A 15349-nucleotide genomic window follows, 5' to 3' on the forward strand; every position below is an offset into this window, starting at 1 on the left:
GATCTAAGCAATACAAGGAGAAATTGACCGTATGAGTATCTATACCCTTGGGATCGATATCGGTTCCACCGCTTCCAAATGCATTATGCTGGCCGATGGCAAAGACATCGTCGCCAAGTCCCTGATTCCCGTGGGTGCCGGCACCAGCGGGCCCCAGCGGGCTATCTCCCAGGTGCTGGAGAACGCGGGCAAGGCACGGGAGGAGATGAGCTATATCCTGGCTACCGGCTATGGCCGCAACTCCCTGGAGGAGTTTGCCAATCAACAGATGAGCGAGTTGAGCTGCCACGCCAAAGGGGCCTCCTTCCTTTTCCCTGAGGTCCGCACGGTTATCGACATCGGCGGCCAGGATGTAAAGGTCCTCCAGATTGAGAACGGCGTGATGACCAACTTCGTTATGAATGACAAGTGCGCCGCTGGCACCGGCCGGTTCTTGGACGTCATGGCCCGAGTGCTGGAGGTGAAGGTGGAGGATTTGGGCACTCTGGGCGCCCAGTCCACCAAAAACGTGGGCATCAGCTCCACCTGCACGGTTTTCGCCGAGAGTGAGGTCATCAGCCAACTGGCTCAGGACACGGATAAGCGGGATATCATCAACGGCATCCACCACTCTGTGGCCAACCGGGTGGCCGGTTTGGCCCACCGGGTGGGCATTAGGGACCAGGTAGTTATGACCGGAGGCGTGGCCCAGAACATCGGCATCGTCAGTGCTCTGGAGGAGCAGCTGGGCCACACCATCCATACCTCGCCTCTGACCCAGTATAACGGCGCCCTGGGCGCCGCCCTGTTTGCCTATCAGAAGTATCTGAAGGAGCAGAAGGGATGAAACAGATCTTCTTTGGAATCGCGCTGATTTTGTTTGCGCTGGTCTTACTGCTGTCGGAGATATGGCTCCCAATTGTGGGAGACCTGATGAGCAGGGGAGAGTTTGCGGTTTTGATAGCGGTCATCGGTCTGGTGATTGCCGGAATTGGCGCATTCAAAGAGAAGTAACGCAGTATGGCCGCTGTCTCGGCGGCCGATTGCAAAATTGATTTTCCGGTAAGGAGGAATTTACAATGGCTAAAGAAGTAAGTCCTGGCGTAAAGGCTCTGCGTAAGGTCGTTGAGGACGTCTACGCCGACGCCCGTGTGGCCAAGAAAGAGGGCAAGCTGGTGGGCTGGTCCAGCTCCAAGTTCCCCTGTGAGCTGGCCGCCGCCTTTGACCTGAACGTAATGTACCCTGAAAACCAGGCCGCCGGTATCGCCGCCAACCGGGACGGCGAGATCATGTGTCAGGCCGCCGAGGACCTGGGTTTTGACAACGACATCTGCGGCTACGCCCGTATTAGCCTGGCCTATGCCGCCGGCAAGCGCGCCAGCCGCAAATTTGACCCTGAAACGCTGGAGTTTGTCATCAACCCCAACAGCGGAAAGCCCCTGAAGGACGAGAACGGCAAGGTGGTCATCGACCCTGAGACTGGCAAGCCCAAGAAGGATCCCAAAACCATGCAGCCTTACACCGTGCTGGATGACATCTATGAGATCGAGGCTCTGCCTGAAACCACCGAGAAGGAGATCGCCTATAAGAACTTCCGCCGGGAGGCCATCAAGCCTTACCGCCAGATGCGCATGCCTCAGCCCGACTTTGTGCTGTGCTGCAACAACATCTGCAACTGCATGACCAAGTGGTATGAGAATATTGCCCGTATGTGCGATATCCCACTGATCATGATCGATATCCCCTATAACAATACGGTAGAAGTAGACGATACCTATGTGGCCTATATCCGCGGCCAGTTTGACAACGCTATTCATGACCTGGAGAAGCTGACCGGCAAAAAGTTTGACGAGAAGAAGTTTGACGAAGCCTGCGCCAACGCCAATCGGACCGCCAAGGCCTGGCTGAAGGTGTGCGACTATCTGCAGTACAAGCCCGCTCCTTACTCCGGCTTCGACCTGTTCAACCACATGGCCGACGTTGTGACCGCCCGCGGCCGTGTGGAGGCTGCCGAGGCTTTTGAGCAGCTCTCCCGCGATTTGGATGAGGCCATCAAGGAGGGTAAGTCTACAACGCCCTTCCCGGAGCAGTACCGCGTCATGTTCGAGGGTATCCCCTGCTGGCCCAAGCTGCCCTCCCTGTTCAAGCCCTTGAAGGAGCATGGTGTCAACGTCACCGCCGTTGTGTACGCCCCCGCTTTCGGCTTCGTGTACAATAACATGGACGAGATGGTCCGCGCCTACTGCAAGGCCCCCAACTCTGTGTGTATCGAGCAGGGCGTGGATTGGCGTGAGGGCATCTGCCGGGACAACAAGGTGGACGGCGTGCTGGTCCACTATAACCGTTCCTGCAAGCCCTGGTCCGGTTACATGGCCGAGATGCAGCGCCGCTTTACTAAGGATCTGGGTGTGCCCTGCGCCGGCTTTGACGGCGACCAGGCCGATCCCCGTAACTTCAACGAGGCCCAGTATGAGACCCGTGTCCAGGGCCTGGTAGAGGCCATGGAGGCTAACAAAGCTGCGAAGGAGGCTGCTGAGAAATGAGCATCGAGGTACTGCTGAATCAGTTTAAGGAGGCCTCCGACCACCCCTATCGTCGGATCAAGGCCTATAAGGAGCAGGGTAAGAAGGTCATCGGCGTCCTGCCCTATTACGCCCCTGAGGAGCTGGTCTATGCCGCTGGGATGGTGCCCATGGGCATCTGGGGCAGCAACAGCAAGACCATCGCCCAGGCCAAGGAGTATTGTGCCACCTTCTACTGCACCATCGCCCAGTTGGCGCTGGAGATGCTGCTGGATGGCACACTGGACGACCTGGACGGCCTGATTACCCCCACCATTTGTGACACCCTGCGCCCCATGAGCCAGAACTTCCGGGTGGCTATGGAGGGCAAGCTGCCCTGCATTTTCCTGGCCCACCCTCAGCACCGCAAGCCCGCTTTCGGTCTGCAGTTCTGCGTGGACCAGTACACTCATGTGAAGAACGAGTTAGAGAAGATCTCCGGCGCTCCTATTACGGACGAGGCGTTGCGGAATGCTATCAAGGTGTATAACCGCAGCCGGGCCGCCCGCAGGGAGTTTGCCAAGCTGGCCGGCCAGCACCCTGATGTAATCTCCGCTGTCAACCGTTCCGCAGTCTTCCGCTCCTCTTGGTTCATGCTGAAGGATGAGCACACCGATCTGCTGGAGCGGCTGAACGCGGAGCTGTCCAAGCTGCCCGCCTGCAACTGGAAGGGTAAGAAGGTGGTCACCTCCGGCATCATCTGCGACAACCCCAAGCTGTTGCAAATCTTTGACGACAATAAGATCGCCATTGTCGCCGACGATGTGGCCCATGAGAGCCGTCCCTGTCTGGTGGACGCTGCTGAGACCGGCGACCCCATGATGGCGCTGGCCCAGCAGTTCGCTGATCAGGACTACGACGTGCTGCTGTACGATGAGCACTCTAACCAGAACCGCCGTGGCGAGTTTGTGGTCAAGCTGGTCAAGGACTCCGGCGCTCAGGGTCTGGTCCTGTTCATGCAGCAGTTCTGCGACCCCGAGGAGATGGAGTATCCCTACCTGAAGAAAGCTCTGGATGGGGCGGGCATCCCCCACATCAAGCTGGGTGTGGACCAGCAGATGCGGGACTTTGGCCAGGCCAGCACCGCGATCCAGGCATTTGCCGACGTGCTGTAAAGTTTCTATATAGATATTTTTATCTCATTTACCCGGACCTTGACATAAGACGGATAAAACTGGTATAATATCCACGATTTTAAGTTCTCTCCCGCCTCTAAAACAGGCGGGAGAGAACCATAAGCCGTGAATACTGGAGTAGAAATACCCGTGTCAGTATTTAAGCGGCCGATTAATAAATTGTAAAGGGGAAAACAAGCTATGAACTACAACGTTACAGTGAACGGCAAGGTTTACAGCGTGACCGTGGAGAAAACTGGCGCCGCCGCTCCCGCGGCCGTTGCTCCTGCCGCCGCCCCTGTGGCTGCCGCTCCCGTGGCCGCCCCTGTGGCTGCTCCTGCCGCCGCTCCCGCTCCCGCCGCTACGCCTGCTCCCGCTGCGGCTCCTGCCGCCACCGTGGCCGCCGGTGAGACGGCAGTCAAGAGCCCCATGCCTGGCAACATTTTTAAGGTGGAGTGCTCTGTGGGCCAGTCCGTGAAGGCAGGCGATGTCCTGGTGGTTCTGGAGGCCATGAAGATGGAAATTGAGGTTTCCGCACCTGTGGATGGTACGGTCAAGGCTGTTTCTGCTGTGGTAGGCACCGCTGTCAATACGGACGATCTGCTGGTCACTCTGGGTTAAGGGAGGACTATGATCTATGCCTAATGCAGATATCGCAATCCTGAATCCATTTGAACCGCTTTCAGTCCCGGAGGCGCTAATGGTCGCCGTTTGTGGTCTGCTTGTGGTATTCCTGATGCTGGCCATCCTGATGCTGGTTATCATGGTTATTTCCAAGATCGTGAACGCCATCGAGGGAAAGTCTGCCGCTCCCGCTCCGCAAAAGAAAGCCGCCCCCGCGCCCGCCCCGGCGGCTGCGCCTGCCGCACCGGCTGTGGATGAGGGTGAGCTGGTTGCGGTTATGATGGCTGCGGTTGCTGAGGAGTCCGGGATGGCGCCCAACTCCTTCCGCATCACCAATATTGCCGCCGCCCCTGCGGCTCCTGCCGCGGCTGCCCCTGTGGCTGCCGCCCCTGCTCCCGCCGCTACGCCTGCTCCGGCCGCGGTTCCGACCGCAGCCGCCCCCGTTGCGGTGGCGGCTGGTGAGACAGCGGTCAAGAGCCCTATGCCCGGCAACATCTTTAAGGTAGAGTGCTCCGTAGGCCAGTCCGTAAAGGCAGGCGATGTCCTGGTGGTTCTGGAGGCCATGAAGATGGAAATCGAAGTTTCCGCCCCTGCGGACGGCACCGTCAAGTCCGTTTCCGCTGTGGTGGGTACCGCTGTCAATACCGATGACCTGTTGGTCACCATCGGTTGAAAGGAGGGGTAAAGTATGAATTTTGTTACGGAAGTTTTGACTAAGATCATGCAGGGTTCTGGCTTTGCCGCTCTGGATTGGAAAACCGCGCTCATGCTGTTTATTGCCTGTGTCCTGCTATATATGGGCATTGGCAAGGGCTTCGAGCCTTTGTTGCTGGTTCCCATCGCCTTTGGTATGCTGCTGGCTAACCTGCCGGTCACCGGGCTGTTCAACGAGCCCGTCTATGATGCCGCCACCCACAGCGGAACGGTGGGCTTTATGTGGGTGCTCTATCAGGGCGTCCAATACGCCATATACCCATCCATTATCTTTATGGGTATTGGCGCTATGACGGATTTTGGCCCTCTGCTGGCCAACCCCGTATCTCTGATGCTGGGCGCCGCCGCCCAGTTGGGTATCTTTGCGGCCTTCCTGATGGCTTTGGCTCTGGGTCCCATTACCAACGGCCTGATCAGCTTTACTCCCGCTGACGCGGCCGCTATCGGCGTGATCGGCGGTGCTGATGGCCCGACGGCCATTCTGACGGCGTCGAAGCTGTCTGTGAATCTGCTGCCGGCGATTGCCATTGCGGCTTATTCCTACATGGCTCTGATACCTCTGATCCAGCCTCCGCTGATGAAGCTGATGACCACCAAGAAGATGCGTCAGGTCAAGATGAGCCAGCTTCGTGTGGTTTCCAAGACGGAGAAGATTATCTTCCCCATCGCTGTAACCATCTTCGTGGTGCTGTTGATCCCCGATACAGCTCCTCTGATCGGTATGCTGATGCTGGGTAACTTGTTCCGTGAGTGCGGCGTCACCGAGCGCCTGTCCGATACTGCTCAGAATGCTCTGATCAACATCGTGACCATTCCTCTGGGACTGTCTGTGGGCTTTAAAGCCACTGCTGATCAGTTCCTGACTCCCCAGACTCTGGGTATCGTTGCTCTGGGCTTGACTGCCTTCCTGCTGTCTACCGCTGGCGGTCTGTTGCTGGGAGACTTGATGTATGTCCTGACTGGCGGTAAAGTCAACCCCTTGATTGGCTCAGCTGGTGTATCTGCGGTGCCTATGGCCGCCCGTGTTTCCCAGGTCGTCGGCCAGAAGGAGAATCCCACGAACTTCCTGCTCATGCACGCTATGGGCCCCAACGTGGCCGGTGTTATCGGCTCCGCTTGCGCTGCTGGCTTTATGATCAAGGTATTCGGTGGCTGATCCTCTGTTTGATAAGCAGGGCGGCCCCACGGCAAACGCCGTGGGGCCGCTTTATTTTAAAAATAATTCCGAAGGCCAAGGTAATTTGGAAGAAAAAATTATGAGTGTAAAGAAAAAAAGAAATTAGTCAAAAAATTTGAATAAAATGGTTGCATTTTAAATCTGACTGTGCTATAATAACCAAGCTGTCAAGAGGAAATCCTCTTTGCGGTATGCGGCTGTAGCTCAGTTGGATAGAGTGACTGGCTACGAACCAGTAGGTCGGGGGTTCGAATCCCTTCAGCCGTACCACGTCGGAGCAAGCTATAATGGCTTGCTCCGACTTTTTTAAAGTCAAAGCGCACCTAAATAGTTGCTTCTCATCTTCAGATAGAACTCTTGGTTGTTGAGGTGCTTTAGGGCCGCCGATTTGTGGCGCTCTTATTTTATTGAGCAGCAATATCAATTTTAACTATTTTTTACGTCGAAGTAAGTAAGTCTTGCTTCGGCGTCTTTTTTATTGCATCTAAAAATTTTATTCAACTATTGTATGGACTACTTCTTAGGTTTTTCTGTGTTTCCGCCGGAAGGGCGGTTTGTACTTTTGGAGCATTAAATACTCAGAAATAGGTTGAGCCAATCTGAGTAAGTTATCTTTTTTGCATTTAGCATTCGAACCACACACTAGATTAAGATTTTGCTTTCTTAAACTATAAAGAGTGCGGTTTCTTTCAATTAATTGTTTGGTTTTCATTCAAAAGAGTTTATATGAAATAGATCTGTTGAATATAAAACTTCTTATCAGCCACTGAGTGAGTCTGTCAAAAAAGGACCATAAAAATTGTATAAAATAAACAAAATTTTAATGAAAAGAATACAGCATTTCTAAAAAGAGGTTATTGCCATACAACTTTATAAAAATTTGTTTTAAATCTGTTGATTCAAAAAATCCACCATGATATATTGAGGACAACAGGTGTGGTGGTCACACACCCCAATTCTGGAAAATTTGTGAAAAAGGAGAATGAATCATGAAAAAGCGTTTACTTAGCTTATCTCTTGCTCTTGCAATGGCCGTTGGTCTGCTGGCTGGCTGCGGCGACAGTGGAAAAAACACCGGAACCAATGACGGAAGCTCTAGCAATTCTAGTACAAGCACCAGCACCCCCTCCACTACTGTCAAGAAGTCCAGCTGGAAGGTGACCTGCCCCTGGGCCCCCTCCGGTGTAGCGGCTATGGTGAGCCAGAAGGCCGCCTCTAAGTCCACTGAGTATTCCGACGCGATCACTCTGGTCGCCGAGGCAATTAAGGGCGATGCCGCCACTGTCAATACCTGGGTCATGGACACCAAGGCCAATGATCCCGAGCTGGTATTTGTGGGCGAGGGCCTGCTGTCTATTACCTCCATCATCGATCCTGCCAAAATGAAGTTTACCGCTGAGGACTTTGCCTATGTGGAAAACCTCTACTCCTCCATCTTTGTGCTCTCCGCCTCCGCTGATTTGAATATCAAGACCATCGCCGACCTGGAGGCCTATGTAGCCGCCGGCAATGAGATCAGTGTGGCTGTCAACGGCGCCACCAGCTCTGAGGCATTCCTGGCCGCAGCCCTGTTCGGAAAGATGGGCGCCGGTGACAAGCTGAAGCTGACTCCCTATCAGTCCGCCGCCGAGGCCGCTCAGGCTGTGGCCAAGGGCGAGACCCAGTTTGCCGTCTCCCACCAGTCCCAAATTCTGGAGACCTATCAGCAGGGCGGCGTGACCATCCCCTGCGCCTTTGATGAGAAGGCTCTGGAGCATGGACCCTTCGCGGGCGTGGAGGGCGTCGGTGAGAAGGGCTATCCCTACTTTCGCAACCGCTGCTTCATCATGGCCCGTGCTGGTACGGACGAGGCCACTGTAGCTGCTCTGAAGGAGCTGTATGGCAAGATCCTGGCCGATGAGGAAGTTGCCGCCTGGCTGCAGGATACCATGCTGCTGGAGGTTGACCCCATGTCCCAGGAGGATGTGGACGCCCATGTGGAGAATGTAAAGAACATCGTCAACGAGTACAAGGATATCGTTGCCGGCTGATCCTGACCAACCACAATAACTGGGGAATGGGATGGGGAAATATCCCACCCATTCCCCGGTTTTATGTGTGTGCAGACTGAGGAGGTTTTTATTCGGATGAAAAACTGGATCAATCGATTCCATGCCCGTCTGGACGCATGGGGAGAAAAGCTCTGTGAAAAAGAGATCCGCATCCCTGTGGACTTGACGGTGGGAATTCTCTTTTTTCTCTTTGCGCTGGCAATCCTGTTCGTTATGCCCCAGCAGGTGATCGTGTCGGACAAGGACGTAGTGAATGGCCGCGCCTTCCCCACCCTGCTGATGGTCGTGATGATGATTTGCTGCGGGATGCTGATCGTCAAGGAGCTGTATAAGCTCTTTACCAAGCAGCCCCTCAACTGGAAGGTGATCAACCTCCAGACCGAGCTGAAAGCATTGGCTATCCTGACCATTCTGGTTATCACCTATCTGCTGTGCCGCTTCACCGACTTGTTTGTGGTGGGCGCTGTGTTCTGCTGTCTGGGCTTTTTGGTCTATTTCCGCTGCAAAAAGCCCTCTTATTATGTGATCACCATCACCTTGGCTGTGGTCATTTGGGCGTGCTTCCGTTTCGTCCTGAATGTGGAATTTTAGAAGGAGGCTGAACGTTTTATGATGCAATATATCGTTCCCGCTACCGGCCTTCTTTTCACGCTGGAAAATATCCTGTGGATCAATATCGGCGTGTTCGTCGGATCGGTCTTTGCCGCTATTCCCGGACTGAGCGTGATCCTGTGCGTCATCCTGTTCCTGCCCGTCACCTATACCATGACCGCCATCCCGGGCATGATGTTCCTGCTGGGCATCTACTGCGCCGGCGGTTATGGTGGCAGCGTATCCGCCATCCTGATCAATACGCCGGGTACGCCACACGCCGCGGCCACCATGCTGGACGGCCATCCTCTGTCTGAGCAGGGGCGGACCAAGGCGGCCCTGAAGATTGCACTGTACGCCTCTACCTTTGGCGGCGTGTTCTCCGCCCTGATGCTGCTGTTCCTGGGCCCCCAGGTGGCCAAGGTGGCTGCCCAGCTGGGCACTGCGGAGTATTTTATGGTCTGTGTCTTTGGCCTGACCATCATCGCGGGTGTCTCCGGCAAGAGTATCATCCGGGGCCTGATTTCCGCCTGCTTGGGCCTGCTCATCTCCTGCGTGGGCACGGACCCCATGACCAGCTATGACCGCTTCACCTTCGGCATCTCCCGGCTGTATCTCGGGCTGGATCTGGCCATCTGCCTGATCGGCCTGTTCGCCCTGGTGGAGATCCTGGCCAAGGCGGAAAAGCGGCTGGGCAGCCTAAATCTGGACACCACCAAGATCAAGGACGACGGCAAGATCACCAGGGAGGAGTATAAACGCATGGCCCGCCCGGTGATCATGTCCTCTATCATCGGGGTGATGGTAGGCATCATCCCCGGCACCGGCGCCTCCGAGGCGTCCTGGTTCAGCTACAACACTGCCAAGAACCTGTCCAGGCATCCAGAGGAGTTCGGCCACGGCTCCGTGGAGGGCATCGCCGCCGCCGAATCGGCCAACAACGCCGTTACCGGCGCAACTCTGATCCCCCTGCTCACCCTGGGCATCCCAGGCGATGGCACGGTGGCCATCATGCTTTCCGCCTTGATGATCAACGGCCTGAACCCCGGCCTTTCTCTGTTCACTACAGATGGCGATATCATGTATGCCATCATGCTGGGACTCATCCTGGTCAACCTCTTTATGCTGCTCCAGGGCAAGTTCCTTACCACCCTGTTTGCAAAAGTGGTCTCCATCCCCCAGGAGATTCTTACCCCCATCATTGTGATCTTCTGCTTTGCCGGCGCCTACTCCGTTAACGAAAACTACTTTGACGTGGGCGTGGCCCTCATCTTCGGCGTGCTGGCCTGGGTCCTGCGCAAGCTGGACCTGCCTCCCGTGCCCATCCTGCTGGGCCTGGTGCTGGGCAGCATGACCGAGACCAACTTCCGCCGTGCCCTGCTTATCTCCGACGGCAGCCCCAGCATTTTCTTCCAGAGTATCTACTGCAAGATATTCCTGGCGCTGATCGTCGTGGCGCTGGCCGCCATCATTCGCGGCAAGCTGAAAGAGGCCAAGGCTGCCAAGGCCGCCGTCCAGAAGGAGGACAATTGATATGCCCAATAATATTATCTTTTACTTCACCGACCAGCAGCGCTGGGATACCTGCGGCTGTTTCGGCCAGCCTCTGGACATCACCCCCAATCTGGACAAACTGGCCCAGGAAGGCGTGAAGTTTGATAACGCCTTTTCCCCCCAGCCGGTGTGCGGCCCCTGCCGCGCCCTGTTCCAGACCGGAAAATATCCCACCGAGACGGGCTGCTTCCGCAACAACATCATGCTGCCCGCTGGCGTCAAGACCCTGGCCAACTACATCGAGGAGGCGGGATATGAGACCGCCTACATCGGCAAGTGGCACCTGGCCAGTGACGGCGAGCTGGAGAAGCCCCCCACGATTGACCACACCATCACTGCCATTCCCAAGGAGCTTCGGGGTGGATATACCGGATACTGGAGGGCCGCCGACGTGTTGGAGTTTACCTCCCACGGCTATAACGGCTATGTATTCGACGAGAACAACAACCGCGTCGACTTCAAGGGCTACCGGGCCGACTGCATCAACAACATGGCGCTGGAGTTCTTTGACACCTATGACCGGAAAAAGCCCTTCTTTATGACCATCTCCCAGATCGAGCCCCACCACCAGAATGACCGCAAGCACTACGAGGGACCCGAGGGCTCCAAGGAGAAGTACAGGAACTTCGTCCTGCCCCACGATCTGGAGGTGCTCAAAGGCAACGCCGCGGAGGAGTACCCTGACTACCTGGGCCAGTGCGCCAGCCTGGACGAGAACCTGGGACGGCTGGTGGAGCGGCTGAAAAAGGAGGGGCTGTACGATAATACCGTCATCATCTTTGCCTCCGACCACGGCTCCCACTTCAAAACCCGAAACACCGACGGCCATCTCAACGGCTACGATGACTACAAGCGATCCTGCCATGACGGCGCCCTCCATGTGCCCCTGGTCATCGCCGGCGGCCCCTTCAAGGGCGGTGTAGCGGTGGAGGAGCTAGTGTCCACCGAAAGCCTGCCCAAGACCATTCTGGCCCTAGCTGGTGTAGACGTGGGCGATGAGATGATCGGAGAGAACCTCCTTGACGTAGTGGAGAAAAAGGACGATAATAGACCTAACCAGGTGTTCGCCCAGATCTCGGAGAGCCGGGTGGGCCGCTGCGTCCGTACGGCCGATTATCTCTACTCTGTCTATGCCCCCGGTGTCAACGGCGGCGAGGCGGCAGCCTCTGACCTCTACGCGGACGACTTCCTCTATGATCTGAAGGTCGATCCCTGGCAGTTGAACAACGTGGTAGCCGATCCCTCCTATGCCCAGGTGAAGGAGGATATGCGTGCCCGCCTGGCGGACTGGATCGAGCGGGCGGAGGGGACCCGGCCGGCCATTGTTGACTGAGGAGGGAATTTCCTTGGCAGGCGCCGATAAAAAGTCGGAGCAGGTCTACCGCTGGTTGCTGGCCTATATTGATGAAAACAAGTTTTCCGGCAATTTGAAGCTTCCCTCGGAGAACGCCCTGTGCCGCCGGCTGGACATCAGCCGGGAGACGGCCAGGTCCGCCCTGGCCCGTATGGACCAGGAGGGACTGATCCGCCGGGTAAAGGGCAGTGGTACTTACATCAATAAGGAGGCCGCCCTGTCAAGAGAACTGGATGTGGGATCCACCGCCCAAAAGATTGGACTGATCCTTCAGGGGCAGGATTCCAACGCCAATTCCGGTCTGCTGGAAGGGGTAAAGAGCGTGCTCCCCGCTGACCGGGTGGATCTGCGGGTGTTCTTTACAGACAACAAGTTTTCCACGGAACGGCGTTGCTTACAGACAGTGGTGCACCAGCATTTTGATGGCTTTATTATCGACGGTGTAAAGGCCAGTCTGCTCAACCCAAATCTGGACTGCTATCAGGAAATTTATCGCCGGCGCATCCCGGTCATCTTCTATAACAACTATTATAAAAATCTGCACTATCCCCGGGTCATCGTCAACGACATGGAGTGCGCTGACCGGCTGATTGGGCTTTTGGTACAGGCGGGACACCGGCAGATTGCGGGTATTTTCGTCTATGACAACTATCAGAGCATTGAGAAATTCCAGGGAACCACCGCCGCCCTGATCAAGCGGGGGGTGGATTACCAGGACGACTATATCAAGTGGTGCGTGTCTAACGAGGCCCACGATCCCCGTTTTGCCCGCTCCATTGACCGCTTTCTGCGGAGCCTGCCCAAGTATACTGCGGTGGTATGCTGCAACTATATGATCTACCGCCTGGTGCGCCAGGTGTTGGAGGAGCAGGGAAGGCGGGTTCCTGAGGACTGTTCCTTGGTCTGCTTTGACTACTCTGGGAATGACTGGGAAGCAGAGGGGATCACCTGCTCTGTCCATCAGGGTAGGAAGGTGGGCCAACTGGTGGCTACCCGCCTGATGACCATGATCGAGCGCCGGGACTGTGACGACAAAAATTATACCTATGTGATGAAACCCAAAATCTACATCGGCACCTCCATTCGGGAACTTTGAAACAAAAAAGCCCTGAGCAGTCCAGACAGGACCGCTCAGGGCTTTTTTGTTTATTTAGATAGAATGGCTCCCGCGGCCTGCCGAAGCCGGGGGAGGGCGTAGTCCAGGAAGGCGTGGAAGGCAGGGCAGTAGTAGTTTGCTCTGTCCAGTCCAAGTCCAGTCCAATCCCGGGGACACCCGCCCCGGCAGAGGGAGAGGTGGGGACAGCCAAGGCAGTCTCGGGGCCGGCGGCGGCCCTCATCCAGAAAGGCCAGGGCTCTCGGACTCTGGACGGCCTCTTCTACAGACATTTGGTGGATATTGCCCAGATACCACTGGTCCAGCACAAAGAAGTCGCAGGGATAGAGGCCGCCGTCCCCCTCCACGACCAAGTAGCTTCCGCAGGCACCAGAGGAGGCACAGGTGCTGGGGGGCATCCCGGCCAGGATGCGGAGATAGTCGTCAAAGAGACGGATGCTCACATAGTGGCCTCGCTGCAAATCCAGATACCAGCAGTCAAACAGGTCTCGAAGAAACTGACTGTACCGCTGGGGGGTCAGAGACCAGGGCATACACCCACGTTCCCCCTCCAGGGGGTCCAGGCAGGGGATGAACTGAAGGGCATGGCTGCCCAGCTTGTTCAGAGAATGATACACCTTTTGGGCGCTGCGGGCCAGAGGACCTGTAATGACGCACAGAAGGTTGGTTTCCACACCGGCCTTGTCCAAAAGGGCCAGGGAACGGGTCGCCCGGTCCCAGCTTCCCCGGCCCTGGGCGTCCACCCGGAAGCGGTCGTGGATCTCCCGGCTTCCATCCAGAGACAGGCCTACCAGAAACCGATTTTCCTGAAAAAACCGGACCCAGTCTCCATCCAGCGCCATTCCGTTGGTCTGGATGGAGTGGCTGATTTGGATTGTAGAAGGGCAGAGCTCCCGCTCCAAAGCGATAAAACTTTGGAAAAAGTCCAGACCAGCCAGCGTGGGTTCGCCGCCCTGGAAGGTGATTTGGAGGGAGCCATGAGGACCTGCCGCCTGTATGCCAGACTCCAGGAGCCGGTGCGCGGTTTCCAGTGACATAACGCCCATGCTCTTGACGGACCGAAGGGCAGAAATGTCCTCATAAAAGCAGTAGCGGCATCGCATCCCGCACAGGCTGGAGGCGGGCTTGACTAAGAAAGTGAGATTTCCCATGCTCACCCCCCAATCAGGTTGCGGGCGATATTGAACAGGGCAATGGCCAGCACCAGGAGCTGAACGCAGTTGAAGGCCCGCTCGACTCCCGCCTCGGAGAACCGCTTGCTCAAGCTGGCGCCGAGAAAGCCGCCGGCGATGGCGCCCACCACCATGACCGGAGCGACAGACAGGTCATATACCAGAAACCCGGTAGAAAGGGCCACCGTGACCAGCTTGGAGATCTGGGCAAAAAGAATGGTCATCAGAGAGCAGACAGTGGCCATTTTCGTGCTGACAGAGTATAGGTAGATGATAAGGGCTACGTTGATCGGGCCGCCGCCGATCCCTAGAAAAGAGGAACAGATGCCGAGAAAGCAGCCGGCCGCCAGGGATACCGGGACCCCGGAGAGCTGGAGCCCCCGGATATTCGCCTTATGCTTCATATAGAGGTAGACACACAGGATGAGGACGGCCAGCAGTCCGTTCTGGACTACGGTGACCAAGCCCTGGGCCTGAACGCCGGATACGATGGCGCTCAACATCCACTGTCCGATGTAGCCGCCCACCACAGAACCAAGAGAGAGGGGAATGGCAATTTGAAAGGGAATCTGTGCCTTGGCCAGCATCTGCTTTCCAATGGAAACAGCGGACATGGAGAAGACCGTGATGGAGGACAAGACACCGATGGTCTCCACATCGAAGTGGTGCATCACATCCATCAGCGGCTTGATGATAACTCCGCCTCCCATCCCCGTGAGGGAGCCCACTGTGGTAGCGCCGATGGCGATCAAAAAATATAGTATGTACTGCATAGAAATTACCTCCCGGTCCGCTTCCATCTCCAGAAGAGAACGTGCTTTGCTCTCATTATAGCATATTCCAGAGGAAATGGACAAAAGAATTCCGTGGGAGGCCGGAGGGCGATTAATAAAATACAGGGGAAGGCGCCCGGTCAATAAGCCGGGCGCCTTTTATGGACAGTTTTACATCTGGCGCTCCGTATGGAGTCGCTGGAGCAGGCGCTCCTGGGACATCAGCCCCTGCTCATAACGCTGGATTTTGTCATTCAGCCGGTCCAGCGAGGCCTGCATATCCGCCATGCGGGCCATCAGCCGATCCCGCTGGTCCATCAGCAGAGCCTTTCGGGCATCCAGAGTGGCGTCTCCCTGCTGAAATAGGTCCACATACTTGATAAGAGCCTCGATCTGTACCCCGGCCGAACGCATACACTTCATCAGCTCGATCCAGCCGCAGGACTCCTGGTCATAGTCACGGATGCCGCCCTTGTTCCGGGGGACCGGAGGAATGAGTCCGATACGCTCGTAGTACCGCAGGGTATCGGCAGAGATATCATATTGTCTGCTCACTTCGGCAATGGTCAT

15 protein-coding genes and 1 tRNA gene are annotated in these 15349 nt (G+C 56.2%); 13 read left to right on the forward strand and 3 right to left on the reverse strand.

Features of this window, described 5'->3' with window-relative positions; translation table 11 throughout:
* The first annotated feature begins 31 nt into the window (after positions 1–31).
* The 13 genes from hgdC (at position 32) to WKS99_RS07280 (ending at position 12816) form a co-directional block, all read left to right on the forward strand.
* Entirely contained in the window at positions 32–826 is a 795-nt protein-coding gene (hgdC, locus tag WKS99_RS07215; protein ID WP_340405656.1) for a (R)-2-hydroxyglutaryl-CoA dehydratase activase HgdC, read from the forward strand.
* Positions 823–993 carry a hypothetical protein gene (locus WKS99_RS07220; RefSeq protein ID WP_186852475.1) on the forward strand — a complete coding sequence of 57 codons (171 nt, stop codon included), beginning with the start codon at positions 823–825 and terminating at the stop codon, positions 991–993. The genes hgdC and WKS99_RS07220 overlap by 4 nt, the downstream gene beginning before the upstream one ends.
* A 65-nt stretch (positions 994–1058) precedes the next feature.
* A complete protein-coding gene (gene hgdA, locus WKS99_RS07225; RefSeq protein ID WP_147571202.1) occupies positions 1059–2522 on the forward strand; it encodes a (R)-2-hydroxyglutaryl-CoA dehydratase subunit alpha in 1464 nt (487 codons plus the stop codon).
* Positions 2519–3655, forward strand: coding sequence for a (R)-2-hydroxyglutaryl-CoA dehydratase subunit beta (hgdB, locus tag WKS99_RS07230; RefSeq protein WP_240287852.1), 1137 nt, complete (start codon positions 2519–2521; stop codon positions 3653–3655). Before hgdA ends, hgdB begins: the two co-directional genes overlap by 4 nt.
* A gap of 201 nt (positions 3656–3856) precedes the next feature.
* A complete protein-coding gene (locus WKS99_RS07235; protein ID WP_262669786.1) occupies positions 3857–4276 on the forward strand; it encodes a biotin/lipoyl-containing protein in 420 nt (139 codons plus the stop codon).
* A gap of 16 nt (positions 4277–4292) precedes the next feature.
* Positions 4293–4952 (forward strand): OadG family transporter subunit, encoded by a 660-nt coding sequence (locus WKS99_RS13485; RefSeq protein WP_147571199.1) that lies wholly within the window; start codon positions 4293–4295, stop codon positions 4950–4952.
* 15 nt (positions 4953–4967) lie between these two features.
* Positions 4968–6149, forward strand: a complete 1182-nt coding sequence (locus WKS99_RS07250; protein ID WP_147571198.1) for a sodium ion-translocating decarboxylase subunit beta — start codon at positions 4968–4970, stop codon at positions 6147–6149.
* Between the two features lie 214 nt (positions 6150–6363).
* Positions 6364–6440: transfer RNA gene (locus tag WKS99_RS07255), tRNA-Arg, on the forward strand.
* Between the two features lie 719 nt (positions 6441–7159).
* The gene (locus WKS99_RS07260; RefSeq protein WP_147571197.1) at positions 7160–8200 is read left to right on the forward strand and encodes a tripartite tricarboxylate transporter substrate-binding protein; all 1041 of its coding nucleotides are present in this window, start codon (positions 7160–7162) and stop codon (positions 8198–8200) included.
* Between the two features lie 96 nt (positions 8201–8296).
* Complete coding sequence (locus WKS99_RS07265; protein ID WP_186852477.1) at positions 8297–8812, forward strand: tripartite tricarboxylate transporter TctB family protein; 516 nt, start codon at positions 8297–8299, stop codon at positions 8810–8812.
* Positions 8813–8830: 18 nt separating this feature from the next.
* The gene (locus WKS99_RS07270) at positions 8831–10345 is read left to right on the forward strand and encodes a tripartite tricarboxylate transporter permease (protein WP_147571195.1); all 1515 of its coding nucleotides are present in this window, start codon (positions 8831–8833) and stop codon (positions 10343–10345) included.
* A gap of 1 nt (position 10346) precedes the next feature.
* Entirely contained in the window at positions 10347–11699 is a 1353-nt protein-coding gene (locus WKS99_RS07275; protein ID WP_340405657.1) for a sulfatase-like hydrolase/transferase, read from the forward strand.
* A 13-nt stretch (positions 11700–11712) separates the two neighbouring features.
* Positions 11713–12816 carry a GntR family transcriptional regulator gene (locus WKS99_RS07280; RefSeq protein ID WP_147571193.1) on the forward strand — a complete coding sequence of 368 codons (1104 nt, stop codon included), beginning with the start codon at positions 11713–11715 and terminating at the stop codon, positions 12814–12816.
* Positions 12817–12866: 50 nt separating this feature from the next.
* Here WKS99_RS07280 and WKS99_RS07285 read toward each other — a convergent pair whose 3' ends face one another.
* From WKS99_RS07285 to WKS99_RS07295, 3 genes are all read right to left on the reverse strand, one after another.
* Positions 12867–13985 (reverse strand): radical SAM/SPASM domain-containing protein, encoded by a 1119-nt coding sequence (locus WKS99_RS07285; RefSeq protein WP_147571192.1) that lies wholly within the window; start codon positions 13983–13985, stop codon positions 12867–12869.
* Positions 13986–13987: 2 nt separating this feature from the next.
* Positions 13988–14779 carry a sulfite exporter TauE/SafE family protein gene (locus tag WKS99_RS07290; RefSeq protein WP_340405658.1) on the reverse strand — a complete coding sequence of 264 codons (792 nt, stop codon included), beginning with the start codon at positions 14777–14779 and terminating at the stop codon, positions 13988–13990.
* 171 nt (positions 14780–14950) lie between these two features.
* Positions 14951–15349, reverse strand: coding sequence for a MerR family transcriptional regulator (locus WKS99_RS07295; RefSeq protein WP_240287845.1), 399 nt, complete (start codon positions 15347–15349; stop codon positions 14951–14953).

The organism is Flintibacter sp. HCN-6482, from assembly GCF_037892565.1.
GTDB classification, from domain to species: Bacteria; Bacillota; Clostridia; order Oscillospirales; family Oscillospiraceae; genus Lawsonibacter; species Lawsonibacter aceti.